Annotated in this window: 20 protein-coding genes and 1 tRNA gene; 15 read left to right on the top strand and 6 right to left on the bottom strand. The window is 61.7% G+C overall.

The window, feature by feature from the left end:
- Positions 1–222: 222 nt before the first annotated feature.
- The 6 genes from N005_RS05565 (at position 223) to pgaD (ending at position 9107) form a co-directional block, all read left to right on the top strand.
- On the top strand, positions 223–858 hold the full coding sequence (locus N005_RS05565) for a hypothetical protein (RefSeq protein WP_047700145.1): 636 nt from the start codon (positions 223–225) through the stop codon (positions 856–858).
- Between the two features lie 158 nt (positions 859–1016).
- Positions 1017–2522, top strand: a complete 1506-nt coding sequence (locus N005_RS05560) for a YdgA family protein (RefSeq protein ID WP_047700144.1) — start codon at positions 1017–1019, stop codon at positions 2520–2522.
- A gap of 237 nt (positions 2523–2759) precedes the next feature.
- A complete protein-coding gene (gene pgaA, locus N005_RS05555) occupies positions 2760–5240 on the top strand; it encodes a poly-beta-1,6 N-acetyl-D-glucosamine export porin PgaA (protein WP_047700142.1) in 2481 nt (826 codons plus the stop codon).
- A 12-nt stretch (positions 5241–5252) separates the two neighbouring features.
- A complete protein-coding gene (gene pgaB, locus N005_RS05550; protein ID WP_047700140.1) occupies positions 5253–7250 on the top strand; it encodes a poly-beta-1,6-N-acetyl-D-glucosamine N-deacetylase PgaB in 1998 nt (665 codons plus the stop codon).
- Between the two features lies 1 nt (position 7251).
- Positions 7252–8607, top strand: a complete 1356-nt coding sequence (gene pgaC / locus N005_RS05545) for a poly-beta-1,6-N-acetyl-D-glucosamine synthase (protein WP_047700138.1) — start codon at positions 7252–7254, stop codon at positions 8605–8607.
- Positions 8604–9107, top strand: a complete 504-nt coding sequence (gene pgaD, locus N005_RS05540) for a poly-beta-1,6-N-acetyl-D-glucosamine biosynthesis protein PgaD (protein ID WP_047700135.1) — start codon at positions 8604–8606, stop codon at positions 9105–9107. Before pgaC ends, pgaD begins: the two co-directional genes overlap by 4 nt.
- Before the next feature lie 112 nt (positions 9108–9219).
- On the opposite strand, the gene N005_RS05535 is transcribed toward pgaD, so the two are convergent.
- Entirely contained in the window at positions 9220–10755 is a 1536-nt protein-coding gene (locus tag N005_RS05535; protein WP_047700133.1) for an FAD-dependent oxidoreductase, read from the bottom strand.
- A 138-nt stretch (positions 10756–10893) separates the two neighbouring features.
- On the opposite strand from N005_RS05535, the gene N005_RS05530 reads away from it, so the two are divergent.
- Together N005_RS05530 and N005_RS05525 are read left to right on the top strand one after the other, a co-directional pair.
- Positions 10894–11454: a YbhB/YbcL family Raf kinase inhibitor-like protein gene (locus N005_RS05530; protein ID WP_047700132.1), complete on the top strand. Its 561-nt coding sequence runs from the start codon at positions 10894–10896 to the stop codon at positions 11452–11454.
- Positions 11455–11536: 82 nt separating this feature from the next.
- A complete protein-coding gene (locus N005_RS05525) occupies positions 11537–12850 on the top strand; it encodes an MFS transporter (RefSeq protein WP_047700130.1) in 1314 nt (437 codons plus the stop codon).
- A 31-nt stretch (positions 12851–12881) separates the two neighbouring features.
- Here N005_RS05525 and N005_RS05520 read toward each other — a convergent pair whose 3' ends face one another.
- Positions 12882–13760, bottom strand: coding sequence for a LysR family transcriptional regulator (locus tag N005_RS05520; RefSeq protein ID WP_047700128.1), 879 nt, complete (start codon positions 13758–13760; stop codon positions 12882–12884).
- A 107-nt stretch (positions 13761–13867) separates the two neighbouring features.
- Here N005_RS05520 and N005_RS05515 point away from each other — a divergent pair, with 107 nt between their 5' ends.
- The 4 genes from N005_RS05515 (at position 13868) to N005_RS05500 (ending at position 18152) form a co-directional block, all read left to right on the top strand.
- A complete protein-coding gene (locus N005_RS05515) occupies positions 13868–14869 on the top strand; it encodes a zinc-dependent alcohol dehydrogenase family protein (protein ID WP_047700126.1) in 1002 nt (333 codons plus the stop codon).
- 181 nt (positions 14870–15050) lie between these two features.
- Positions 15051–16730 (top strand): vWA domain-containing protein, encoded by a 1680-nt coding sequence (locus N005_RS05510; RefSeq protein WP_047700125.1) that lies wholly within the window; start codon positions 15051–15053, stop codon positions 16728–16730.
- A 235-nt stretch (positions 16731–16965) separates the two neighbouring features.
- Positions 16966–17538 carry an RNA polymerase sigma factor gene (locus tag N005_RS05505; RefSeq protein WP_047700123.1) on the top strand — a complete coding sequence of 191 codons (573 nt, stop codon included), beginning with the start codon at positions 16966–16968 and terminating at the stop codon, positions 17536–17538.
- Positions 17535–18152 (top strand): hypothetical protein, encoded by a 618-nt coding sequence (locus N005_RS05500; RefSeq protein ID WP_047700121.1) that lies wholly within the window; start codon positions 17535–17537, stop codon positions 18150–18152. Before N005_RS05505 ends, N005_RS05500 begins: the two co-directional genes overlap by 4 nt.
- A 262-nt stretch (positions 18153–18414) precedes the next feature.
- Here N005_RS05500 and N005_RS05495 read toward each other — a convergent pair whose 3' ends face one another.
- The gene (locus N005_RS05495; RefSeq protein ID WP_047700119.1) at positions 18415–19047 is read right to left on the bottom strand and encodes a hypothetical protein; all 633 of its coding nucleotides are present in this window, start codon (positions 19045–19047) and stop codon (positions 18415–18417) included.
- Positions 19048–19214: 167 nt separating this feature from the next.
- Positions 19215–19291 (bottom strand) — tRNA-Arg (locus N005_RS05490).
- A 349-nt stretch (positions 19292–19640) separates the two neighbouring features.
- On the opposite strand from N005_RS05490, the gene gabD reads away from it, so the two are divergent.
- The 3 genes from gabD (at position 19641) to N005_RS05475 (ending at position 23896) form a co-directional block, all read left to right on the top strand.
- Positions 19641–21083: an NADP-dependent succinate-semialdehyde dehydrogenase gene (gene gabD, locus N005_RS05485; RefSeq protein ID WP_024780856.1), complete on the top strand. Its 1443-nt coding sequence runs from the start codon at positions 19641–19643 to the stop codon at positions 21081–21083.
- Positions 21084–21259: 176 nt separating this feature from the next.
- Entirely contained in the window at positions 21260–22537 is a 1278-nt protein-coding gene (gabT, locus tag N005_RS05480) for a 4-aminobutyrate--2-oxoglutarate transaminase (protein ID WP_047700115.1), read from the top strand.
- A gap of 141 nt (positions 22538–22678) precedes the next feature.
- The gene (locus tag N005_RS05475) at positions 22679–23896 is read left to right on the top strand and encodes an HDOD domain-containing protein (protein WP_047700114.1); all 1218 of its coding nucleotides are present in this window, start codon (positions 22679–22681) and stop codon (positions 23894–23896) included.
- Positions 23897–24022: 126 nt separating this feature from the next.
- Here N005_RS05475 and N005_RS05470 read toward each other — a convergent pair whose 3' ends face one another.
- Entirely contained in the window at positions 24023–25012 is a 990-nt protein-coding gene (locus N005_RS05470) for a GGDEF domain-containing protein (protein WP_047700112.1), read from the bottom strand.
- A 333-nt stretch (positions 25013–25345) separates the two neighbouring features.
- A complete protein-coding gene (desA, locus tag N005_RS05465) occupies positions 25346–26530 on the bottom strand; it encodes a delta-9 fatty acid desaturase DesA (protein WP_047700110.1) in 1185 nt (394 codons plus the stop codon).
- Positions 26531–26647: the final 117 nt, after the last annotated feature.

Raw genomic sequence — 26647 nt, 5'->3', positions numbered from 1 at the left:
CCCATGTGAGAGTAGGTCATCGTCAAGATTAAATTCCAAAACCCCTGTCTGCTGACGCAGACAGGGGTTTTGTCGTTTTGGGCCGGTAATCGGATCTTGCTCCTCATTTGCTGTCGACACCCCGGCAAACCCCGGGGCCGTTGCTATGCTGTGAGTGTCGGGGGACTGGCGAGAAACCGAACCCGCGACACCAATGCGTCATTGGTCATGGGGATTCCAATAATGAAAAACCCTTATGCTCCCGGTTTCTGGTGCGCCATCGCGGCGTTGCTGCTGCTTTCGGCGACTTATTTCTATGGCGTCATGCTGACTCACCAGATTGAAAAAGCCCTGATATTCCTGGACAGTGCCTCTGCGCTGATCGGCGTGATATCCATCGCTGTCGTGGCCTGGGCGTCGCTGCAAGGGCAACGCATCAAGAAAAAGCATCTCGGACAAGGCAAGACCCTGGTGCTGATCTGGGATACCAAGGTTGCATTGAGACGGGTCGAAACAGTGTTCGACCGTTATTTCTGGGGCAGCTACTGGCAGCCTGGTCGCACCTTCCAGGAGGTCATGGGCGAACTCACGGGCACTCCATTGGAAAAAAGCCTTGAAGCCCTGAAAATCCAATGTGCTGCTTTGGACAAGCAAGTCGCCCAGGATGGCTGGCATTGGCTCAACAATGCCCGCGAGCTGTGCGATGTTGCCAATGCCATGGCCCGCGAACGCTATCAGTTGGACTTCTGCGACCCTCGTGCAGAGTCATCCGGCGCAGCGGTCATCAATCGCGATTTCGAGGTATTGGTGTACACCTGGACGGCGCGGCTCAGGACTTTCGACCATCAGCTGGATGAAATCGAAGTCCAATATTCGTAGACCACCTCTCAAGAATTTGCTTTTCCCCCTTTAAACATTGGGCCCCCAAGGGTGCCTGATGGTAATCTCCACCCCCACTCTACGGCGTCAAGCCACACCCTTCGCGGGTCAGGGAAGACGACGGCTTTTTTCAACCATGGATATCGATCGGGTCACTTATGAATAAATCAGCAAGCGTACTCTTGGGAATCGTTGTAGCGATCGGAGCCGTCAGTGCGGGCGGCGCCTGGTACACCGGAACCAAGCTTGAGGGCGTGCTGCAAACTGCCATTGCCGAAAGTAACAAGCAGATGGTGACTGCCTTGGCCGGCTCCAACAGCTCGTCCTCCATCGAGCTGGTTTCGCTGGATCGTGGGATCTTCAGCAGTACCGCTCATTATCGCCTCAAGGGCGAAGGCGACATGTTCGGTGGCGAAGCGGTCGAGCTGCTGGTCGTGGACCACATCGAACATGGCCCACTACCTTTTTCCCGTCTGATGACCCTCAAGTGGCTGCCGGTCATGGCTACCAGCCACACCGAAATCGAGCGGACCCCGCTGACCGAAAAATGGTTCGCCGCCGCCAAGGACAAATCGCCGCTCAAAGGCGTGTTCAACCTGGGCTACGACCAATCGGTCAACGGCACGCTGGAATTGCTGCCCCTGGACGCCAAGCTGGATGAGCAGTCCCAGGTCGTATTCTCCGGCCTGAAACTCGACCTGGCCGCCAATGCCCAGGCACAGAAGATCAAGGCCGACGGCTACATGGACAGCCTCAAGCTGACCAGCGTCGCGGAAGATCAGAGCCCGGTAGTGGTCGAGCTGAATGGTCTGACCCTTGCCAGCAATCTGAGCAAGAGCAGCTACGGCTATTACATGGGCGATAACGCCCTGATCCTGAGCAACATCAAGGCCAGCTTCGGCGAGCAGAAGTCGGTGGTGGGCCTGAAGAATATCGAGATGAAGAACAGCAGCACCGAAAGCGGCACCAGCGCTTCGGGACGTGCCGATTACAAGATCGGTGAGTTGTCGTTCAACGATAAGACCATTGGCGCCGCCCAGATGGTAATCAGCGCGAAGAACCTCGACATCCCCGCCACCATGTCGCTGATGCAGGTTTACCAGGCCAAGCTGCAGCCCTATGAAAAAGCCGCCGCCGAAGCCGCCGAAGCTGGCGAGCCTGCTCCGGAGTTGAACCTGACCGAGGCCGAAGAGGCTCAGGTCAAGGCCGATCTGGAAAAACTCCTGGCCGCTGGCCCGCAGATCGCGTTGGAGAATCTGTCGTTCAGTACCGCCAGCGGTGAAAGCCGTGCGAGCCTGGTCGTCGATCTGGCCAAGCCGCAATCGATGGACCTGCCGCCCGATGAGCTGGGTCGTCAGTTGCTTGCCCTGCTGGAATTCAACGTGAAAGTGTCCAAGCCGATGCTGGTGGACCTGGCGACCGTACAAGCCCAGATGGAAGGCCAGACCGACGCCAAGCTGATCGCGGACCAGGCCCTGGCCACCAGCGATATGTTCAGCGCCATGGCAGTGGGTACGCAGTTGGCGACCCTGGAAGGCAACGACGTGGTGACCAAGCTGCGCTACGCCAACAATCAGGTTGATTTCAACGGTAAGAAAATGACGGTCGAAGAATTCACCGGGTTTGTGATGAACCAGATGGGTGGCGGCGTCGCCGTTCAGTAACCGCTTCAGCAACATCCAGAACCGGTCCGTGCCTTGCGCACGGGCCGGTTTTTTTTCGCCTCCGGATCAGCGCTGAATCTGTATCGATTCTGAAGAATTGTGGCGTTCTCAAAAATGCTCGGCCCCGCAATGCAAGACTAGGCCCATTAGAGCTTGGCTGGATTCCTTTGATCCGGCTTCCTGTTTGATGGGCAAGGGGGCACTGCGACCCGGCTGGCCATGTAAGGATGCTGACGAATGCCGCGTACTGTGGGTCCTCTTATTCAATGCGGTTTGCGCCCGTTGTTTGGCGTCGTGTTGTGCAGCCAGTTGTACTGGCCGGCCTTCGCAGTCGCCGATACCGCCTATGACCAGATGGTGCTCGACGCCCGTGCCGGTCATTACACGCCTGCGTTGACCCTGTTGCGTCAGCTGCCGGCCGAACAGGCCAGTACCGCCCAGATCAGTGATTATCTGCAGATTGCCAGTTGGGCCGGCCTTGATACCGAAGTGGTGAAGGTCTACGAAACCCAGGGGCGCCATCGCAACCTGCCGGTCCAGGCACTGAGCGCAACGGCTCGTGCCTACCGCAACCTCAAGCGTTGGGATTCGGCCGCCGAGCTGTATCGCCAGGCGCTGCTGATCGATCCCCAGAACCCAGACCTGCAACTCGGCCTGGCCTTGACCCAGGCCGATGCCGGCAAGCCTGATGAGGCTGTCAATCGCGCAAGGGCCATGGTCGCGGCGAAGCCTGAAGACCCGACGCGTCGGATGGCCTTGGGTTATGCCTTGACCCGTGCCAACAACCCTCACGAAGCGCTGTTCGAATACGACCAGGCGTTCTCTCGCGCTGGCAGCAGGCCCGAAATCGCCGGGGAATACATCAATGCCCTGCAGCGTGCCCGCCTGCCTGAGCCGGCATTGCGCCTGGCCCGTCTGCAGCCGGGCCTGATTGACCGTGGCGTGCAGCGGCGCTTGGAAGGCGACGTGGCAGCCGAGCGGGTTCGCCTGGCGGACATGGCCAGCCGCAGCGAAAAGGAACGCTTCGTCATCGCTGATCGCGCCCTGGCCGATTACGACAAGTTGCTCGCCACCTGGACCCCGGTGGCCGAGGCCCATGATGACGTACTCCGCTGGCGAATCGACCGCATGGGCGCGCTCAATGCCCGGGCGCGACGGGCGGAAGTGATCGCCGAGTACCAGAAATTGATCGCCGAAGGTGTGAGTATTCCCACCTATGCCCTGCGTTGGGTGGCGTCCTCCTACCTGGAGCAGCGTGAGCCGGAGATCGCCGTCGACTTGTACCGGCGGGTGTTGAGCGCACCGGACGCCGATGTCGCGGATCGCTTCGAAGACAGTACCGCGCTCTATTACGCATTGCTGGAAAGCGAAAGATCCGAAGAGGCCCGAGCCTGGGCTGAAGACCTGGCGAAGTCCCAGCGTCCACGGGTCGAGCTCAAGGGCTTGCCGATCGGCAATCCCAATGACGAATGGATGGATGCCCAACTGCTCGCCGCCCAGTCCGGGACCTATGGTGCCGATCTGCCTAACGCGGAAGCGCGTCTGGAGGCCCTGGTCAGCCAAGGGCCTGGCAATATCGGTCTGCGGCTGGCCCAGGCCGATCTGTATCAGGCCCGGGATTGGCCGCGACGTTCGGAAAGCCTGCTCAAGGAAGTCGAGGCAACCACCCCGCGCAACCGGGACCTGGAGGTCGCTCAGGCCCGCGCCGCCATGGATTTGCAGGAATGGCGGCAGTTGGATGCCCTGACTGACGATGTCGTTGCTCGTTACCCGGAAAACGCCCACGTCAAACGCTTGCAACGCCAGCGCGACGTGCACGACATGGCTGAGCTGCGCATCGAGGCCTACACCGGCAAAAGTCATGGCGGCGGCAACGGCGATGCCGGGGCGGTCACCGGTAGTCGGGACTTCGGTATCGAAACGTTGCTCTATAGCCCACCCATCGACGAGGACTGGCGGTTGTTCGGCGGCGTCGGCTACGCCACGGGCGACTTCGAGGAAGGCACCGGCCATCATCGCTGGCAGCGCCTGGGTGTGGAGCGCCGCAGCCGCGACATGACCCTGGAGGCGGAAGTCTCCAATCATGCCTATGGTTCCGGTGACAAACAGGGCGCGCGCGTGGCATTGGCCCGGGATATCGATGATCACTGGCAGTACGGCGGCAGCCTGGATTACCTCTCGGCCAACACGCCGCTGCGCGCCCTCAACAGCGGCATTCGCGCCAATGGCGGCAGCGGTTTCATCCGCTGGCGAGCCCATGAAAGCCGCGAGTGGCGATTGACGGTCAGCCCGTCCCATTTCAGCGATGGCAACAACCGTCTCGAAACCTTGCTGACCGGCCGCGAAGGTCTTTACAGCACACCGCGCTTGCAGGTGGAGATGGGCCTGGAGATCGCGGCCAGCCGCAACAGTGGCTCCAACGAAGTGCCCTATTTCAACCCCAAGTCGGACCTCGGCGTCATGCCGACCGTCACCGCCAACCACGTGTTGTATCGCCGTTATGAAACCGCATGGAGCCAGCAATTCCAGATCGGTGCCGGCAGCTACAGCCAGCGCGACTACGGTACCGGCGCCATGGGACTGCTCGGTTACGGCCAGCGCTTCCTCTGGAACGACGTGCTAGAGGCAGGCGCCACGCTGAGCTGGCTCAACCGCCCTTACGACGGCGATCGTGAAAGCGATCTGCGCCTGCTTGTCGACCTCACCTACCGCTTCTAGAAGAGTTTGAAAATGCCCGTCATTTCGCGATTCATCCTGCTGCTGGGGGTCTTGCTGATCAGCGCGTGTGCCCAGCAGGCCCCGGCGTTCACGCCGCCCTCGCAACGGCCGCTGGCGGCCAACGACGAGCCGTGGCCGAAGAACCATGTGCTCGGCATCGCCTATCACGACGTCGAGGACCTGGATCCGGACCAGGCGCTGGTGGCCGTGCGCACCGAACGGCTGATCGAACAACTGGCGTGGCTGCGGGAAAACAACTACCAGCCGGTCACCGTGGACCAGATCATCCACGCCCGTAACGGCGGCCCCGAGCTGCCGCCGCGTGCGGTGCTGCTGAGCTTCGACGACGGCTATGCGAGTTTCTACACCCGGGTCATGCCGATCCTGCGCGCCTATAATTGGCCGGCGATCCTGGCGCCGGTGGGCAGTTGGATCGATACACCACTGAACCGACCGGTGGATTTCGCCGGGGTGCCGCGCAAGCGTTCCGAATTCCTGACCTGGGAGCAGATTCGCGAAGTGTCGAAATCGGGCCTGGTGGAAATCGCTGCCCACACCGACGCCAATCACAAGGGTGTGCTCGCCAACCCGCAAGGCAACCAGCAACCCGCGGCCACCACCCGGCGCTACGATCCCGCCACCGGCCGCTATGAAACCGAGGCCGATTTCCAGGCACGCCTGCGCCAGGACGTGGCGTCGATCTCGGAGAAAATCCGCAAGGTCACCGGCTACCGTCCGCGTGTCTGGGTCTGGCCTTACGGGGAAGCCGACGGCACCGCGCTGCAGGTGATCGGCAGCGAGGGTTATCAAATGGCCCTGACCCTGGAGGACGGCCTCGACAGCCTCGATAACCTGATGAGCGGGCCGCGGTTTCTGGTGGCCTCCGATCCGGATGGCGCACATTTCGCTGAAAGCATCGTGTCCGTACAGACGATGGACCCGATGCGCGTGGTCCATGTCGACCTGGATTACGTCTACGACCCGGACCCCGTGCAGCAGGAAGCCAACGTCGGCAAGTTGATCCAGCGCATCTACGACCTGGGCGCCAACACGGTATTCCTGCAGGCCTTCGCTGATCCGAAGGGCGATGGCCTGGTGCATTCGCTGTACTTTCCCAACCGTCACCTGCCGGTACGGGCCGATCTGTTCGACCGGGTCGCCTGGCAACTGCGCACCCGGGCCAATGCCAAGGTTTACGCCTGGATGCCGGTGCTCAGTTTTGCCCTGGATGCGAAGCTGCCGCGAGTCCAGCGCTGGGATCCGGCAACCGGCAAGACCGGCATTGCCCCGGACCAATACGTGCGCCTGTCACCGTTCGATCCGAACGTACGCAAGGTCATCGGCGAAATCTACGAGGACCTGGCACGGATGAGTTCTTTGGACGGCGTTCTGTACCACGACGATGCGGTGTTCTCCGACTTCGAGGATGCCGGTCCCAGCGCCCTGAAGGTCTATGCTGCCAACGGCCTGCCGACGTCCATCGCCGCGCTGCGCGAAGACCCGGCAGCGATGCAACGCTGGACCCGTTTCAAGAGCCGCTACCTGATCGACTTCACCCGTGAACTCACCGCCAAGGTCCGGGCGATTCGTGGCCCCCAGGTGCTGACAGCGCGCAATATCTTTGCCGAACCGATGCTCAATCCCGAAAGCGAAGCCTGGTTCGCCCAGAACCTCGACGATTTCCTCGGCGCTTATGACTGGACGGCACCGATGGCCATGCCGTTGATGGAGAAACAGACCCGCGCGCAGTCCGGCCCGTGGCTGGAGCGCCTGGTACAGACCGTCAAGGCCCGCCCCGGTGCGCTCAAGCGCACGGTGTTCGAATTGCAGGCCCGTGACTGGGACAGCGAACCGGCCAGCGATATCGAGGGTGAACAACTGGCTGACTGGATGGGACGCCTCAAGCGCCAGGGCGTGACCAGTTTCGGCTACTACCCGGACAACTTCATCGAAGACCAGCCGGCGGTGAAAACCGTGCGGCCGGCGCTCTCCAACAAGTGGAATCCTTGACATGCTCGACAGACTGCTCGCCCTGCTGGTGCTGGCGATCGTCCTTGGGGTGCCCCTGGGCCTGATCTTCCTGGTCACCGGGCAATTCCTGATGGACTTCGTGTTCTTCTACCCGCTGTTCATGTCCGGCCTGTGGATTGCCGGTGGCTTGTATTTCTGGCTGCACTGGGAGCGTCACTGGCCGTGGAAGGACGACACCTTGCCACCGCCCCTGGCCGGGGAGCCGCTGATCAGCATCCTGGTGCCTTGCTTCAACGAGGGCGACAACGTCGCCGACACCATTCACGCAGCGCTCGGCCAGCATTACCCGAACATCGAAGTCATCGCCATCAACGATGGCTCCAAGGACAACACCGGCCAAGTCCTCGATCTGTTGGCGCTGGAGGATCCGCGCCTGCGGGTGCTGCACCTGGCGGAGAATCAGGGCAAGGCCGTGGCCCTGCGCATGGGCGCCATCGCGGCCCGCAGCGAATACCTGGTGTGCATCGACGGCGATGCACTGCTGGCGCCGAATACCTGCGCCTATCTGGTGGCGCCGATGCTGGAAAATGCCCGTCTTGGCGCGGTGACCGGCAATCCGCGTATCCGCACCCGCTCGACATTGGTGGGTCGGGTCCAGGTGGGCGAGTTTTCCTCGATCATCGGCCTGATCAAGCGCACTCAGCGGGTATTCGGGCGGATCTTTACCGTCTCCGGCGTGATCGTCGCCTTCCGTCGCACGGCCCTGCACCGGGTCGGCTACTGGAGCCCGGACATGATCACCGAAGACATCGACATCAGCTGGAAGCTGCAGTTGGACCACTGGAGCATCTTCTACGAGCCCCGTGCGCTGTGCTGGATTCTCATGCCCGAAACCCTGCGCGGCCTGTGGCGGCAACGGCTGCGCTGGGCCCAGGGCGGTGCCGAGGTGCTGTTCAAGAATATCCGTGGCATCTGGCAATACCGCCATCGCTACCTGTGGCCGCTGCTGTTCGAATATTGCCTGTCGACGGGATGGGCGTTCACCTTCCTGCTGTCGGTGGTGTTCTGGGGCACGGGTAAATTCGTCGAGATGCCGGCGGCCATTGCGGTCGAGCATCTCATGCCGCCGGCGTTCACCGGGCTGTTGCTGGCGGTGGTGTGCCTGGTCCAATTCGCGGTGAGCATCCTCATCGATCGCCGTTACGAAAAAGGCCTATGGCACATCATGTTCTGGGTGGTCTGGTACCCGTTGGTGTTCTGGTTGATCAGCCTGTTCACCACCCTGGTGAGTTTTCCGAAGGTCTTGTTCGGGCAGCATCAGAAACGTGCCCGCTGGGTCAGCCCGGATCGAGGAATCAAACCGTTTGGCGATGACGAAGAGGAAGTGATCCGATGAAAATTATCAGGACCCGGCAAAGGCCTTTTCTGGTGCTCATCGATGTGTTCTTCACGGTACTGGCGTGGGTTGGGCTGTTGTACCTGCTGGTCAATGGGCTCTGGCCGCTGTTCGACAGTCACGCCGGGCCGCGCTTCGGCGGAACGTGGCTGGACACCCTCGGGACGTTGCAGATCTATGGCTGGGTGGCGCTGGTCAACGCGGTCATTCTGATTGCCTGGGCGCGTTATCAGCAGCGCAAGAGTCAGAGTTTCGCCCAGCGTCGACTGCCGGCACCGGTGGTCGACGACCAGGGCCTGAGCGCCAGTTTCAAATTGACCGACGAGCGCCTGGATACCCTGCGCCGGCCGGGTTCCAAAATCATCCACAACAATCAGGACGGTGATATCAGCCATGTCGTGCCGCACTTCCATGTGCTGAGCAAGGAATTGCAGCCGCCACCCTTGGCGCCGTTGGAGCAGGGGCGGGTTATCCAGCTTCCGGCCGATAATTCGATATAGACACTGCCGACGCCATCGCGAGCAGGCTCGCTCCCACAGGGATTGGTGTGAGCCCAAGTTTCTAGGCAACTCAGATCAATGTGGGAGCGAGCCTGCTCGCGATGGCGATGGATCAGGCGCTCGAAAAATCCCGAATCAACCGCCACGCCTCATCCACCGGCAGCGGTTGTTTCATGCGTTGGGCCAACGCCGCCATGGCCCGGCCCTCGTCGCAGGCCACTGCCGCGGCGACGAGGCCATCCTTGCCCAACAGGCCAATGAAGGGCGGATGCTCGGGAGTGCCCTTGAATTGCACCTCGTCCCATTGTTCGGCATGGCCAAGGTAGTCATAGCGTTTGCCGAAGTGATAAGTCCAGAAAAACGGTACGTCCAGGTAATGCTCCTCACCACCGAGCATGTTCGCCGCCGCGATCCGGGCCTGTTGCTGGGCCAAGCGCCAATGTTCGATTCGCCGGGGCTGGCCGCTGAGAGGAAAGGTCGCGATATCGCCAACGGCCCATATGCCATCGGTGACGCGCATGCCGGCGTCGACGGTCAATGACTGATCCTCTTCCCGTGAAAAATCGGCGAACGGATCGGTGGCCGGACGTACGCCGATCCCGACAACTACAAGGTCCGCCGCAAAGCGCTGGCCGTTATCCAGCACCACCGCCTCAACCTTGCCGGCCCCTTCGATCCGCGCCGCTTCGCCATCGCTGTGATACACCACGCCGTTGGCTCGATGCCGAGCCAGAATGGCCTGGCCGACGCTGTCACCCAACTGCGCCGCGAACGGCACGGGATGACGGGCCAGGACTGTGACGCTCAGTTCCCGCTTGCGCAGCGACGAGGCGACCTCCATGGCTATGAAACTGTCACCGATAATCACCGCCCGTTGCCCCGGCCGGGCGCTGTCGAGGATCCGTCTTGTGTGCTCCATTGAACGCAATACGAACACCTGCGGCAGATCGATGCCGGGCAGGTCCGGAGTCCTGGGTGTTCCGCCGGTGGCGATCAATGCTGCGTCGTAGTCCAGCGTCTGTCCGTCGGCCAGGCGAATCTGGCGGGAGGTGCTGTCCAGGCTCACGACCTCGCCGTGAATCCGCTCGATGCGTTGCTGGGTGAAATAAGCTTCATCCCGCAACACGGGGGTGTCGTCGACGGTCATGTCACCGGCCAGGACGTATTTGCTCAGCACCGTACGGTCATACCCGGCGTCGGTTTCGCGATCAATCAGCTGAATCCGGCCGCCGAAGCCTTTCTCGCGCAATGCCGCGGCGCATGCCGTGCCGGCTGCCCCGGCACCGATGATGACAAAGGTGCGCGGGTCGTCGGCCGGCGGGGTTTTCTCGGCGGGCAACGGTTGGTCATCGACCCAGATATCGCCGTCGCGCACTTCGACGTGATAACGCTCCAGGCTGTCGAGGGCCGGCGGTTCGCACAGGGCGCCGTCTTCGGCCCGAAAGGCCGCCTTGTGCCAGGGACAGATCAGCCTTCCATGACACACCGCCCCCTTGGCCAGCGGCGCGCCGGCGTGCGGGCATCTGCCCAGGAAGGCGCGTATCTGGTCGCCTACGCGCAGCAGCAGGAGGGGCGTTTCGTCGATCTTGACTTCGAGGCCGCGGTCTTCGCGTACATCCGCGAAGCGGGCGACTTGATGCAAGGGCATGGTCGGTCTCCGGCAGGCGTTTCTCGTTGGAGTCGGCCGATTGGAGCGAGGTTCAGCATAATTGTCACTGCAACCCGGGCGGCGCTGGGGCTATAGTGCGCAGGCCGTCCATGGCCTGACCCGCATAAGGTGCCCGGTATGACCCGATTGACTTCCCTCACCCCCTGGCTGGCAGCCTTCGCCCTGGTGCTGTGCGCACAAGGGGCTGTCCAGGCCGAGGAGCGCTTTACGCTCAACATCCCTGGCGTGTCGGATGACCGTCTTTTCACCGCTGCGGCTGCCAGTGACGCCAACAATTGTGGTGGCAAGAACATTTCCCCCGCCCTGAGCTGGAACGCCGGCCCGCCGGGTACCCTCAGCTACGCCATCGTCATGCTGGACCCGGATGGCCAAAGGGGTCAGGGCGTCGACCACTGGGTCCTTTACGGTATCAAGGCCAGCACGCGGCAGATTCCGACGGGGGCAGGCAGCAAGACCACGCTGGAAGGCGTGAGCGGTATCAACAGCAAGAATACCCACGGTTATATCGGTCCTTGCCCACCCATCGGCGACAGCGCTCATCACTATCTGATCCAGCTCTTCGCCCTGGACCTGCCTCCGGATGCGTTGCCCGCCGGGCTGACCCGTGCCCAACTGATGGAAAAGATCAACGGTCACGTGTTGCGCAACAGCAGCGTCGTGCGGCGTTACCACCGCTGATTCAAGCCATGTGAACCTTATGGCGGGGGATTCCGTGCGACGGCGCCTCGCCATTCCAACCACCTGATAGTCAAATCTGCCCATGACCGCCATCACCCATCCGCCAGGCGACCGGTTCAGCCGGTCCGACTACAAGACCCTGGGGCTTGCCGCCTTGGGCGGGGCGCTGGAGATCTACGATTTCATCATCTTCGTCTTCTTCGCCCTGACCCTCAGCCAGCTGTTCTTCCCACCGGAAATGCCCGACTGGCTGCGCTTGCTGCAAAGCTTCGGGATTTTCGCCACCGGCTACCTGGCGCGGCCACTGGGTGGCATCCTCATGGCGCACTTCGCGGATCGCCTGGGACGCAAGCGGGTATTCAGCCTGAGCATCCTGATGATGGCCTTGCCATGCCTGCTCATCGGCGTGATGCCGACCTATGCGCAAATCGGCTATTTCGCACCGCTGCTGCTGTTGGCCCTGCGCATCCTGCAGGGCGCGGCGGTGGGCGGTGAGGTGCCGAGCGCCTGGGTGTTCGTCGCCGAACATGCGCCGCTCCACCATCGCGGCTACGCCCTGGGCTTCCTCCAGGCGGGCCTGACCTTTGGCTACTTGCTCGGCGCGCTGACCGCCACGGCGCTGGCCCGTATCTACACCCCGACGGAAATCCTCGATTACGCCTGGCGCTTGCCCTTCCTGCTGGGTGGAGTCTTCGGTGTCATCGGCGTCTGGCTGCGTCGCTGGCTGAGCGAAACGCCGATCTTCATGGCCTTGCAAGCCAACCGCGAAGGCGCGGCGGAGCTGCCGTTGCACACGGTGCTGCGGGATCATCGACAGGCCTTGCTGCCCGCCGTCATCCTGACCTGCGTACTGACCTCCGCCGTAGTGGTGTTCGTGGTCATTACCCCGACCGTGATGCAGAAGAGCTTCGGCATGACGCCCGGCCAGACCTTTGCCTTGAGCAGCCTGGGCATCGTCTTCCTGAACATCGGCTGTGTCCTGGCCGGCCTTATCGTCGACCGCATCGGCGCCTGGCGCACCGTCATGCTCTACAGCCTGCTGTTGCCCCTGGGCATTTCCGTGCTCTACGCCAGCCTGATCAACGGCGGCGCCTGGCTGGGCCTGGCCTACGCCGTGGCCGGCCTGGGTTGCGGCGTGGTCGGCGCGGTGCCTTCGGTGATGGTCAATCTGTTCCCGCCGAAGATCCGCGTCTCCGGCATCTCGTTCACCTACAACATCGCCTATGCGCTGTGGGCCAGTGTCACGCCGCTGGTGCTGATTGCGCTGGTGCCATGGAGTCCGTGGGTGTGCGTGGGGTATAGCGTGGTGATGGGGGCAGTGGGCGTCGCGGCGGCGATGTTTTTTTCGCGGCGCCCCATGAAGTCGGCGCAGCCTTCATTGGCGTGTGACGCCTAGTCCTGCTCAGGCGCCTCTGCAGGTCCAGCCTTCAGAGGCATGCGCGCAAGAAGTCCACAAATGCCCGGGTCCGCGCGGAGCGACGTCGGTCCTGGCTGAATACCGCGTGGATGGGCAATGCCGTCGGCTGATAAGGAGCGAGCACGTCGGTCACCGTTCCCTGGCGGACATCGGCGGCGAACAGCCACTGGGGTGAAAGCGACAGGCCTAACCCGCCAAGCACCATTTCCCGGATCGCTTCGCTGCTGTTGCTGGTGACGTTGCCCTTGATCGTCACGTGATGTTGCTCGCCCTGGCAGTCGAACCGCCAGACGTCATAATGCTCCAGCAGGGTAAACCCCAGGCAGTTATGACGGGATAGGTCGGACGGTTCGAGCGGGGTACCGTGCCGTTGCAGGTAGGCGGGAGAGGCATACACCCGGCGCGTGCTTTCGCCGAGCTTCAAGGCCACCAGCCCTTCGTTCTTGATTCCGCCGATACGAATGGCCACGTCGATGTTTTCCTTCAGTACATCCTCATGGTGATCGCTCAGCCTCAGATCGATCCGAACCTGTGGATGACGCGCCAGGAAGTCACCCACCAGAGGTGCTATGCATAGCCGTCCGAAACTCACCGGCGCCGCCACGCGCAGCGGGCCGGCGACCTGTTCCTGTCCGCTGGCGAAACTGAGCCGGGCAGTGTCCAGGCTGGCGAGGATGTCCTTGCTCTGGGCGTAGAAGCGCTGGCCTTGGTCGGTCAACGCCAGATGGCGGGTGCTGCGGGCAAACAGCGCTCCGCCCAGGTGTTGCTCCAACCCGCGGATCTGCTTGCTCACTGCCGGTTGACCCAGGTTCAGTTCCCTGGCGACGGCCGAGAACGAGCCGCGTTCCACCACCCGTACGAATACCTGCATAGCGTCGAACAGATCCATGGGAATTTGGCCTCTTTGGGGAATAAATACTATCCATTGTTGCTCACTTATCGGAATGCGTCTTTGCTCGCAATATGAACCTGCCCACTCATTGGAGGTTTACCGTCATGAACAACACCATGTCCGCCGCCGTCGCCGAAGCTGCCCAGGCTCCCTTGATCGTCCGCCAAATTCCCCGGCCTGTTCCGGGCAAGGGACAGGTCTTGATCAAGGTCCACGCTGCAGGAATCAACCCGCTGGATACCAAGATCGCGGCAGGGGGCGGTGCCCATGCTCGTCAGCCGCTGCCCGCTGTTTTGGGGATTGACCTGGCCGGGACGGTCGTAGCACTGGGCGAAGGTGTGAATGATTTTGCCCCCGGCGAGGAAGTATTCGGCATGGCAGGTGGTATCGGCGGCGCCCAAGGTGCCCTGGCCGAATACATTGCCGTCGATGCTCGGCTGGTCGCGCCCAAACCCGCTTCACTGAGCATGCGGGAGGCGGCGGCATTGCCGCTGGTGTTCATCACGGCCTGGGAAGGGCTGGTGGATCGCGCCAATGTCCGCGCCGGCCAGCAAGTGCTGATCCATGGTGGCGCGGGCGGTGTCGGTCAAATGGCCGTGCAGATCGCCAGGGCCCGGGGCGCCGAGGTCTATGCCACCGGCTCGAGCGGCAGTCTGGATTTCATCCGCGAACTGGGCGCGACGGCCATTGACTACCGCTCCGAGGACACCGATAGCTACGTACGCCTGCACACCGATGGCGAGGGCTTCGACATCGTCTATGACACGGTCGGCGGCCCGACCCTGGACGCTTCGTTCAATGCCGTGAAGACCTACACCGGCCACGTCCTCAGCTGCCTGGGCTGGGGACAACACAGCCTGGCGCCATTGTCGTTTCGTGGCGCCAGTTATTCCGGCGTATTTACCTTGATGCCCTTGCTGACCGGCAAGGGGCGCGAGCGCCATGGCCAGATCCTGCGGGAGGCGGCAGGGCTGGTTGAGGCCGGGAAACTGCGGATCAAGGTCGATTCACGGCGATTTGGCCTGGGCGAGGTCAATGACGCGTTTGTGCAAGTGGCCGAAGGACGCGGGCAAGGGAAAACGGTGGTGGAAATCGGGATCGAATGATTGGATTCCCCCGTTGCGAGTCATGTGCCGTCTCGCTGGCCGCCTTTTGCGCCTGGACATCCACGGTGACCAGGCGCTGCTGTTTCAGCGCCTCCAAAAAAATTTTGCTGTCGTTAACCCGAACCGCAGATCCTCCTCGTCTGAGCTTGTGAACGGATCATCCACTCACGAGGTTCAGCCCATGTCCCGCCCGCTCCCATTCCTACGCCCTGCTGCTCAGGGCTTCGCCGTGACCCTACTGGTGGCGCTGGCCGGTTGTAGCCAGCCATACGGGGAAACCGCCAAGCCGGGCGAGCCGGTAGCTGCGGCGCCCAGCTCCGAACTCAAGGGCGAAGTGGCCTATGTGGCCCAGCCTGCGGTACAGCGCATGAGTGCGCCGGCACCGATGGCCTCGTCGAAGGTGATGAACGACTCGATCGTTGGGGACTACCGCTCCGAGCCGCGGGAACAATATGAAAAACTGCCGGACAATCCCATCCATAGCGTGGCCGAAACACCGGTGTCGACTTTCAGCGTGGATGTCGACACCGGCAGCTACGCCAATGTGCGACGTTTCCTCAACCAGGGTAGCCTGCCGCCCGAAGGGGCTGTGCGGCTGGAGGAAATGGTCAACTACTTTCCCTACACCTACGCACTGCCCACCGATGGTTCGCCTTTTGGCGTGACCACCGAGGTGGCGCCGTCGCCGTGGAACCCTCACACCCGTTTGCTGCGCATCGGCATCAAGGCCTCCGACCGCGCCGTGGCGGACCTGGCGCCGGCCAACCTGGTCTTCCTGGTGGACGTTTCCGGCTCGATGGACCGTCGCGAAGGCCTGCCACTGGTCAAGAGCACGCTGAAGTTGCTGGTGGACCAGTTGCGCGATCAGGATCGGGTTTCCCTGGTGGTTTATGCCGGTGAGTCGCGTGTGGTGCTCAAGCCCACCTCGGGTCGCGATAAAGCCCAGATCCGCAACGCCATCGATCAGCTTGACGCCGGAGGCTCCACCGCAGGCGCCTCGGGTATCGAATTGGCCTACGAGATGGCCCGGGAAAGCTTTATCGACAAAGGCATCAACCGCATCCTGCTGGCTACCGATGGCGACTTCAACGTCGGCATCAGTGATTTCGACAGCCTCAAGCAGATGGCGGTGGACCAGCGTAAAAGTGGCGTGTCCCTGACGACCCTGGGTTTCGGTGTGGATAACTACAACGAACACCTGATGGAACAGCTGGCCGATGCCGGCGACGGCAACTACGCCTACATCGACAACCTGCTCGAAGCGCGCAAGGTGCTGGTGGACCAGCTCAGCTCGACCCTGGCGGTGGTGGCGCGGGATGTGAAGTTGCAGGTGGAGTTCAACCCGGCCCAAGTCAGCGAGTATCGCCTGTTGGGTTATGAGAACCGAGCGCTGAAACGTGAGGATTTCAACAACGACAAGGTCGATGCCGGCGAAATCGGCGCCGGGCACACGGTGACGGCATTGTATGAAATCGTGCCAAAAGGTGAGCAGGGCTGGCTGGAGCCGCTGCGCTATGCCAGCCCGGAGCCCAAGCAAGAGGGCAAGGCCGGTGAGCTGGCAATGGTGCGGGTACGCTACAAACCCGCTGAAGGCGGCAGCAGCCGACTGATCGAACATCCCATCGCCAGCACACAGGGCGAAAGCAAGGCCAGCGATGACCTGCGTTTCTCGGCGGCGGTGGCGGCTTTTGCGCAGCAACTCAAGGGGGAGGGGCGCTACACTGGGTCGATGAGTTTGAAGGACACCGCTCAGTTGGCCCGTTCTGCCCGGGGCGATGACCCGTTCGGGTTGCGTGCCGAGTTCGTGCAGATGGTCGAGCTGGCGCAGAGCCTCAAGCCTGAGGTCAAGCACGGCTCTTGAAGATTATCGGATCGAAATGTGGCGCAGGGCTTGTGGGAGCAAGGCTTGCCCGCGATTGCGGTAAGTCAGTCAGCAACAATGTTGATTGGTCCATCGCTATCGCGAGCAAGCTTTGCTCCCACAGGTGTTGCGCTGTTTGATCCTTAACTGACTGGCATTAGGGCAAGCCCGGCTCCCACAGTGGGCCTGTGCTGTTTGCAAAATCGCATTCAATTGGAAGGAGTCCGCCAGCCAAATGCCCGCCCCGATTGACTCAGTCAGCGACGAATCGTTGCTGGCCCGCTACCGCGACGGTGATGGCGCCAGTTTTGAAAGCCTGTATGCGCGGCATCGGCAGGGGCTCTACCGTTTCCTCGTGTCCTTGAGCAACAGGGCCGAGCTGGCCGAGGAAATCTTCCAGGACACCTGGCTCAGCCTGATCCGCAGCAGCACCCAGCCACAAGGACGGGCGAGTTTTCGTACCTGGCTGTTCCAGATTGCCCGCAACCGTTTGATCGATCACTGGCGCCAGCACGGTGTTCACAATCCATTGCATGACAGCTATGACGAGCAGCTTCACGTCCAGACCGACGACGCCAATACCCCGGAGCAACAGCTGAGCCTGAGCCGCGATCAGGACCGTCTGGAAGCCGCGTTGCAAGCCTTGCCGGAAGACCAGCGCGAAGTCTTCCTGCTGCGCCTGCACGGCGATCTGGAGCTGCCACAGATCGCCGCCCTGACCGGTGTCCCGCTGGAAACAGTAAAGAGCCGTTTGCGTTACGCCCAGCAGAAGCTGCACCGGCTGCTGGCCGAGGAGGTACCCGCATGATTGACTCCCGACAGACCTCGGTTCCCGCCGACGAAGCGCTGATCGAGCATTTCCGCCAACACGCCGGCGGAGAGCCCCCCGCGTCCCTGGACGCCTTCATCCTGGCCACCGCCCGCCGCGAAGCGCCGGCGCCCAGGCCGAGCCTGTGGCAACGTTGGCTGCACGCCTGTCAGCGGCCGCGCTGGCAAATGGCATTCGCCACCGTGGCGGGTGTGGCGCTGATGATCGGCCTGATGCTGCGCTCGCCGGTCCCGAGGGACGAACTGCCTGCGCCGGCTGCACTGGATTATTCCGCTGCCCGTCAGGAGCTCGCCGTTGCCCCCGCTCCGGCCGCCCCTGCTGCCCCGGCACCCATGGCACGCATGGCAGCGCCAATGGGCGAACTGAGCCAGGTCCCGGAGAAGCCTGTGCAAGTCCTGGCAGATGAACCCATGGCGAAAAAGAGCAAGCCCGTGCCCGCCGTATCCCCTTCGCTGGAGCAGGGGTTGCTGGAAATCCTACGGCTGCGCCAGACAGGGCAGACCAGGGCGGCGGATGAGAAGCTGCTTGCGCTGCACAAGCGGTTTCCCAAGGAGGATTTGCCGGCGCGGCTGGAGGCGTTGCGCAAGCGTTGAGTGAACCAAGGGCTGAGTCCTATTTCCTGCTTGTAATAGGTCCAAGACTCCAACCGACGGACGTTACCGATGTTACATTGACGTGTTGATCAATTTTGATTAGCCTGACGGCGTCTGGATATATACGGAGCTTGGGCCATATAAGGCCTAGGTGTTCAGATGCCGCCACAGGTTCTCGGCCGTGCCGGTTGAAGGGGTTATCCCTAAGGGCATCCGCGAAACCCTCCTTCGATTTCATCGTTGGAGGGTTTGCTTTTTCTGGCTACTGACGGCGTCTGTTACGTTGGAGGCCATTGCCTGTAGGTGCCTTGATCGATTCACCCCGCGACTTCTTCAAAAAAAGCTTCCAGGCCGTGATTTTGTCGGACTTTTTAAAGTTGACTGGTTCATTATCCGCTTCCTCATCTCGAACATATGCGCTCTCGATGAAAAGCCGTAAAGAATTGCGTGCATCGCCTCTTCTCACGTTGAAGAAAATCTCGTACTTGGTGTCCTTGGCGTAGCCTGGCAGGATTTCGCCGATCTCGAATATCAGGAAGTTTTCCTTGCCGGTGAAGAAGCATCGACGGTCGCGAAGCGTCGTTACGATACTGGGCAGGAGGAAGGATAGGGCATGTCGGTCCTGCTTGAACTCACGCCTGATTTCCCGATGGTCGATCACCAAGCGTTCGTATCCTGCTGATTGGAAATCGATTTCCTCATTTTTCCGGGGGCCCCGACTGATGCAGTGGGAGCTGTATTCCAGTTCTATGGCCAAGGTTACGGCTGGCTGACCATTGGCAGCAGGGATATTCATGTTGAAGCTGAACGGGCGAAGATGATCCAGAAGCCAGCAAACCCCATCGATCTCTATGTGCTTCTTGTCCTGATGGTCCTTCCAATACTTCCCTTGCATAGCTCCGAGTAACGCTCCGGCGTTTCTGAGTCGTGGGCCATACAAGTGCATGTACGGTGTGAAGCTACCGGATATACAACGAGGTACAGCCAGAAACAAGAAAACCCGCACAAGGCGGGCTTCTTGAGGTGTTTCATGGAGTGTCTGAGACAGCTCCAGAGACTGTATGGCGCACCAGGCGGGATTCGAACCCACGACCCCTGCCTTCGGAGGGCAGTACTCTATCCAGCTGAGCTACTGGTGCAACGCGGCGCCATGATACTCATATGCATGGCGGGCGTCCATGCTGCTGATTTGCCGTTGTTTTCCGGCCTTAGGGCACGCGTTGGCTACGCTGATCAGAAAAAACGGTCAATTTCGTGTTTTTCGTTCTTTTTTTCGAACAGCCTATTGTCCTTCACCCCCATCGGCCCTAGGATTCGTTTGAGATTTCAAACGCTCTTGTCTGGGTGCTGAACCGCACGTCTATGCTTGTTGTGCGTTATTTCTGTGCTTCAGCCCAGTGAATGATTTCCCTGACGGCAGCCCATAAGGCGCCTTTCTACAACTCTAATTCGCTCCGCGCGCGCGCGGTGCTGTTAAGGAAAGCCGACATGCAGCTTAAAGACACCCAGTTGTTCCGCCAGCAAGCCTTCATCGATGGCGCTTGGGTTGATGCGGACAATGGTCAGACGATCAAGGTCACCAACCCGGCAACGGGCGAAGTGTTGGGTACCGTGCCGAAAATGGGCGCTGCCGAAACCCGCCGTGCGATCGAAGCCGCCGACAAGGCGCTGCCGGCCTGGCGTGCGCTGACCGCCAAGGAGCGCGCCAACAAGCTGCGCCGCTGGTATGAATTGCTGATCGAAAACCAGGACGACCTCGGTCGCCTGATGACCCTGGAGCAGGGCAAGCCATTGGCCGAAGCCAAGGGCGAGATTGTCTATGCCGCGTCGTTCATCGAGTGGTTCGCCGAAGAAGCCAAGCGCATCTACGGTGACGTGATTCCCGGCCACCAGCCCGACAAGCGCCTGATCGTGATCAAGCAGCCGATCGGCGTGACCGCTGCCATTACCCCGTGGAACTTCCCGGCCGCGATGATCACCCGCAAGGCCGGCCCAGCCCTGGCCGCCGGTTGCACCATGGTCATCAAGCCGGCCTCGCAAACGCCGTTCTCGGCCCTGGCCCTGGTGGAACTGGCGCACCGTGCCGGCATTCCGCAAGGCGTGCTGAGCGTGGTCACCGGCAGCGCCGGCGATATCGGCGGCGAGCTGACCAGCAACCCGATCGTGCGCAAGCTGTCCTTCACCGGTTCGACCGAAATCGGTCGCCAGTTGATGGCCGAATGCGCCAAGGACATCAAGAAGGTTTCCCTGGAACTGGGCGGCAACGCGCCGTTCATCGTGTTCGACGACGCGGACCTCGATAAAGCCGTCGAAGGCGCGATCATTTCCAAGTACCGCAACAACGGCCAGACCTGCGTCTGTGCCAACCGTCTGTACATCCAGGATTCGGTGTACGACGCGTTCGCGGAAAAACTCAAGGCCGCGGTGGCCAAGCTCAAGATCGGCAACGGTCTGGAGGACGGCACCACCACCGGTCCGCTGATCGACGAGAAAGCCGTCGCCAAGGTCCAGGAACACATCGCCGATGCCGTTGGCAAAGGCGCGACCGTACTGGCCGGTGGCAAACCGATGCAAGGCAACTTCTTCGAGCCGACCATCCTGACCAACGTCCCGAAAGATGCCGCCGTGGCCAAGGAAGAGACCTTCGGCCCGCTGGCGCCGCTGTTCCGCTTCAAAGACGAAGCCGAAGTGATCGCGATGTCCAACGACACCGAGTTCGGCCTGGCCTCGTACTTCTATGCCCGTGACCTGGGCCGTGTGTTCCGCGTGGCCGAAGCCCTGGAATACGGCATGGTCGGCGTCAACACCGGCTTGATCTCCAACGAAGTCGCGCCGTTCGGCGGTATCAAGGCCTCGGGCCTGGGCCGTGAGGGTTCCAAGTACGGCATCGAGGACTACCTGGAAATCAAATACCTCTGCCTGGGTATCTGATCCTGCTGCAAGCGCAAAGGGCACGAGAGCGCTGTCCCTTTGCGCCGTTTCAAAACTGCACTTTTTTCTGCGGCCGGGAACGCCGCGGCAGTCGATCATCGCATGCTGCCGCTGTTGAATTCCCGCCGTGTAATCCTTGAGCCACGCCGACCGATGAGCGGCGAATGAGGACTGTAATGAGCAAGACTAACGCTGATCTGATGGCCCGCCGTACCGCTGCCGTTCCACGTGGCGTCGGCCAGATCCACCCGATCTTCGCCGAGTCGGCGAAGAACGCCACGGTGACCGACGTTGAAGGCCGTGAATTCATCGACTTCGCCGGCGGTATCGCCGTGCTGAACACCGGCCACGTGCACCCGAAAATCATCGCTGCCGTGACCGAACAGCTGAACAAGCTGACCCACACCTGCTTCCAGGTCCTGGCCTACGAGCCGTACGTGGAGCTGTGCGAAAAAATCAATGCCAAGGTACCGGGTGACTTCGCCAAGAAAACCCTGCTGGTAACCACCGGTTCCGAAGCGGTGGAAAACGCCGTGAAGATCGCCCGTGCCGCCACTGGCCGTGCCGGGGTGATCGCCTTCACTGGCGCTTACCACGGTCGTACTATGATGACCCTGGGCCTGACCGGCAAGGTCGTGCCGTACTCGGCCGGCATGGGCCTGATGCCCGGCGGTATCTTCCGTGCGCTGTACCCGAACGAATTGCACGGCGTGAGCATCGACGATTCCATCGCCAGCATCGAACGCATCTTCAAGAATGACGCCGAGCCGCGTGACATCGCTGCAATCATCATCGAGCCGGTGCAGGGCGAGGGTGGTTTCTATGTGGCGCCGAAAGAGTTCATGAAGCGCCTGCGCGCCCTGTGCGACCAGCACGGCATTCTGCTGATCGCCGACGAAGTACAGACCGGCGCAGGCCGTACCGGTACTTTCTTCGCCATGGAGCAGATGGGCGTTGCCGCCGACCTGACCACCTTCGCCAAATCCATCGCTGGCGGCTTCCCGCTGGCCGGTGTCTGCGGCAAGGCCGAATACATGGACGCCATCGCCCCGGGTGGCCTGGGTGGCACCTATGCGGGCAGCCCGATCGCTTGCGCGGCGGCGCTGGCGGTGATGGAAGTGTTCGAAGAAGAGCACCTGCTGGATCGCTGCAAGGCCGTGGGCGAGCGCCTGGTCAGCGGCCTCAAGGCTATCCAGAAGAAATACCCGGTAATCGGTGAAGTCCGTGCCCTGGGCGCGATGATTGCCGTGGAGCTGTTCGAAAACGGCGATACCCATAAGCCGAACGCTGCTGCCGTGGCTCAGGTCGTGGCCAAGGCGCGTGACAAGGGGTTGATCCTGTTGTCCTGCGGCACTTATGGCAACGTCCTGCGTGTGCTGGTGCCCCTGACCTCGCCAGACGAACAGCTGGACAAAGGCCTGGCGATCCTCGAAGAGTGCTTCTCCGAACTCTGACTTTGCGAGCTGTGCGCTGACCCACAAAAAACCCGCTTTTTGGCGGGTTTTTTCATGGCCGGGCGCCTATTCTGAGGGTTTGGGCTGTCTGGAACGGCAGCCATTGTCTAAGGTGCAGGTATTGCAAGGGAGCGATGCCGCATGACTGCTGTGGATTTACCCGCTGTACCCCGCGTATTGATCGCCGAGGCCGACCCGGCCTCCCGTGAGTTGCTGGAACAGGTGTTATCGGATGTGCGTTGCGATGCGCGGGTGGACACGTGCAGTGAGGGCAAACAGGCGTTGGAGTTGTTGGCGCAGCAGCCTTACGACCTGGTGATCGCCGATTGGGAGCTGCCGGGTGTCGATGGCTTGAGTATCCTGCGCGGCCTTCGCAACCAACGCCGCACTCCACCGTTGCCATTCATCCTGATGAGTCGACGCAATGACAGCGCCAGTGTGCGGGAGGTGTTGCCGCTGGCGCCGGCCGCTTATCTGACCAAGCCCTTGAACCGGGAAAGCCTGACCCAACGCCTGCAAGGCTTGCTGTTGAGTGGCTCTGAGGACGCCGCCGGAGATGCGCCGGCTCCCGGGCCTGCGCTGACCCTTGCCGTGTATCTTGAGCGTCGGCGCGAGCAGTCCGAAGGCGCACCGTTGATGACCGATGTGCAAGTGGCGGTCAAACGCAGCCTCAACCCCGGCGGCCTGGACCTGAAGTTGCTGGAAGAGGAAATCCGTACCGACCCGCAGATCACCGCCGTGCTGATCGCCGCGGCCAACAGCGCAGCCCAGCACCAGGGCGGCGGTCCGGTGCAGACCGTGGCCCAGGCGCTGCACCAGCTCGGCAGCGGGCAAAGCATGAACCTGATCCTCGGGTTGACCCTCAAGCGCTGTGCCCGCCTCAATAATCCCTGTCTGGCGGACTATGCCGAGCGTTATTGGCTATTGTCGCTGCACACCGCCGAATACGCCCGGACGATGGCCCGTTTGCTGGATCTGGACCAGGAGCGCTGTTATTGCGCCGGGCTGCTGCATCGCCTGGGTGAACTGGCGGTGTTGCGCTGTCTGGAAGAATGGAAGCAGGCCGCTGGCGAACTGGATGAGCCGGAGGAAGTGGGGAATGTCCTGGCACAGTATGGTGCCGGTTTCGGCTCGGCGTTGCGCACCCGCTGGCGCTTGCCGCTGGAATTGCGGGAGTTGATTGCGGCGGTCTACGGCCTCGGCGGCGGGGTGTATTCCCGCGAGGCCCTGGTGATGAACATGGCGGCGCAAATGGCCCACCTGACCGAGCACGAAGGCCTCGAAGAACTGGCCCGGGGGCGCACCGCGCGTTTGCTGAAGATCGGTTTGCCGGAGCTGATGCGTTTGCGCAGGAAGTAAGACCGTCGATTCAACCCTGTGGGAGCGAGCCTGCTCGCGAAAGCGGTCTTGCATTCAACGATGCAATGACTGTCAGACCGCTTCGCGAGCAGGCTCGCTCCCACAGGGACTTGAGTAGGACGTCGATCAGGCGACGATGATCCGATTCTTGCCCTGGCGCTTGGCTTCGTACATGGCAGCGTCAGCGCGCGCGAACAGGCTGTCGAGGGTCTGGTCTTCGTCGGTGATGCTGGTCAGGCCCTGGCTGACGGTGATGCCGAAACCCTGCTCCCCGCTGCGGAAGGTCAGGCGCTGGATCTCCCGTTGCAGGCGCTCGGCCACCTGCATTGCCATGTCCGGGGCACAGCCGGGGAATACGGCGGCGAACTCTTCGCCGCCGATCCGTCCGAACAGGTCGCCGCTGCGGAGCACGGTCCGCCCGCTTTCGGCGATTTTCTGCAGCACGCAGTCGCCCTCCTGATGACCGTAGGTGTCGTTGATCACCTTGAAATCATCGATGTCCAGCAACAGGAACGCCATGGGCGTCCCTTGCAATCGTGCCTGTTCGAACTCGCGGTGGGCGCATTCGAAGAAGTGGCGGCGATTGCTGCTCTGGGTCAGCACGTCGGTGGTCGCCAGTCGTTGCAGTTCGCTTTCCAGCAGCTTCTTTTCGGTGATGTCTTCGGCGATGCCCACCACGATCACCGGCTGCCCCGATTCGGCCTGGCGGTTGATGAAGCATTTGTCGCTGAGCCAGCGGATCTGGCCATCGGCGGCGATGATGCGGTACTCGCGATCCTCCACGGCACCTTTGACCAGCACTTCGGCCAGGCTGCGTTCGGCGTAATCCAGGTCATCGGGGTAGATTGCGTCGCGCCACTCGTTGAAATCCGCCAGTACCAGGCCGACGGGCCGGCCGAAGATCCGTTCGTAGGCGGGGCTCACGTAGAGCAGTTGCCGGGTTTCCCAGTTGAATGCCCAGAGCACCGCATTGACGCTGACCAGCAATGAGCTGAAGAGCTGTTCACGTTCGCTCAGGCGCGCCACTTCGCCCTTGGCGTGCATCAGCGCCATGAGCGTCTGGGCCGCCTCGGGCCAATGAGGTTGGGTTGAATCCTGCAGGTTCTTGTCGACCATTGGTACAAATCTCAAAGAGCGTGCACTGTTGAAGGTTCGCACGCGCTTGCTCCAAAGCCCGCCTGGATGGCGAAGTGCTCTTGAGATAAGGGATTCGGGGTGAAGTTCCTTTTCAGGCGACGAAGGGGTGGGGTTTTGGCTGCCACGGAGCCGCAGGCAGGAAAGGGAAGACCCGCTGGATGCTGTTCACGTACGGCAGTCGGAAAATCCGTGGCGAGGGAGCTTGCTCCCGCTTGAGTGCGAAGCGCTCACAAAAGAAGGGCTGCTGCGCAGCCCAGCGGGAGCAAGCTCCCTCGCCACAGGTTTGTCTTTTTCTCAAGACGGGTTTGGTTATCAGGCCGTAGCAGGCCGCAACGAGTAGGTCTTGAGCTGGTCGGCAAAGTCCCGCAAGGATTGGATGCCGCTGATCTCGGCGTCGTGGACCCATTCCTTGATGGCCGCCAGCATGTCGTGGCCGTTGCTGCTGGTCTTGGCCCAGATCTGCTGCAGGGCCAGGCGTTTTTCGTAGATCACCTTCAGTGCCTGGCTGTGCTCCAGCATGTTCTGGATGCGCAGATGGTGACGCTCATCCAGCAGGCTGGTTTCCCGCGACAGCAGGCGTTTGGCCCGGTGGAACTGGTGGCGCACCGAATGATCGACCTTTTCCAGTTCCTGCTTGACCAGCGGGGCGATCACCAGCCTGCGGTACTGGGCCATGATCTGGAACCGGTTGTTGAGAATCGCGAGGGCGGTGTCCATGTCCAGATGGCCCTTGCCTTCGATCCGATGGGCAATCGGCGCGACCCGCTGGACCTTGGCCAGGCGCAGGAAGCGGAACAGCTGGATCCAGGCCCAACCCAGGTCGAATTCCCATTTGCGTACCGACAGCTTGGCCGAGTTGGGGTAGGTGTGGTGGTTGTTGTGCAGCTCTTCGCCACCGATCAGGATGCCCCAGGGCACCAGGTTGGTCGCTGCGTCGCGGCACTCGAAGTTACGGTAGCCCACGGCATGGCCCAGGCCATTGACCACGCCGGCGGCCCAGACCGGGATCCACATCATCTGGATCGCCCAGATGGTGATGCCGATGGTGCCGAACAGCAGCAGGTCGATCACGCCCATGATCGCCACACCCAGGAGTGGGTAGCGGCTGTAGAGGTTGCGTTCGATCCAGTCTTCGGGGCAGTTCTTGCCGTAGATGCGCAGGGTTTCCGGATTTTCCGCTTCGGCGCGGTACAGCTCGGCGCCCTTGCGCAGCACGGTGGACAGGCCTTTGACGACCGGGCTGTGGGGGTCGTCGACGGTTTCGCACTTGGCGTGATGCTTGCGGTGGATAGCGGTCCACTCGCGGGTGTTCTGCCCTGTGGTCAACCACAGCCAGAAGCGGAAGAAATGTTTGAGGCCGGCGTTGAGCTCCAGGGAGCGGTGAGCCGAATAACGGTGCAGGTAGACCGTGACACTGATGATCGTGACATGGGTCATCAGTAGGGTGACCGCCACCAGCGACCAGGGCGACAAGCCAAGAAAACCTTCGTACCACATAGGCTGTAGGGCCCTCGATAAAAATAGAAACAGCCGTTGCATTATCACCAGCCCTACAGATAAAACCAGTCGGCCTTTCAGATAAGAGTGGCAGGATGTTTCTTCCTCTATAATCCC

This window comes from Pseudomonas mediterranea CFBP 5447, from assembly GCF_000774145.1.
GTDB lineage: Bacteria > Pseudomonadota > Gammaproteobacteria > Pseudomonadales > Pseudomonadaceae > Aquipseudomonas > Aquipseudomonas mediterranea.
The sequence above is the reverse complement of the archived record's forward strand: the minus strand, read 5'-3'. Positions and strand labels throughout refer to the sequence as shown.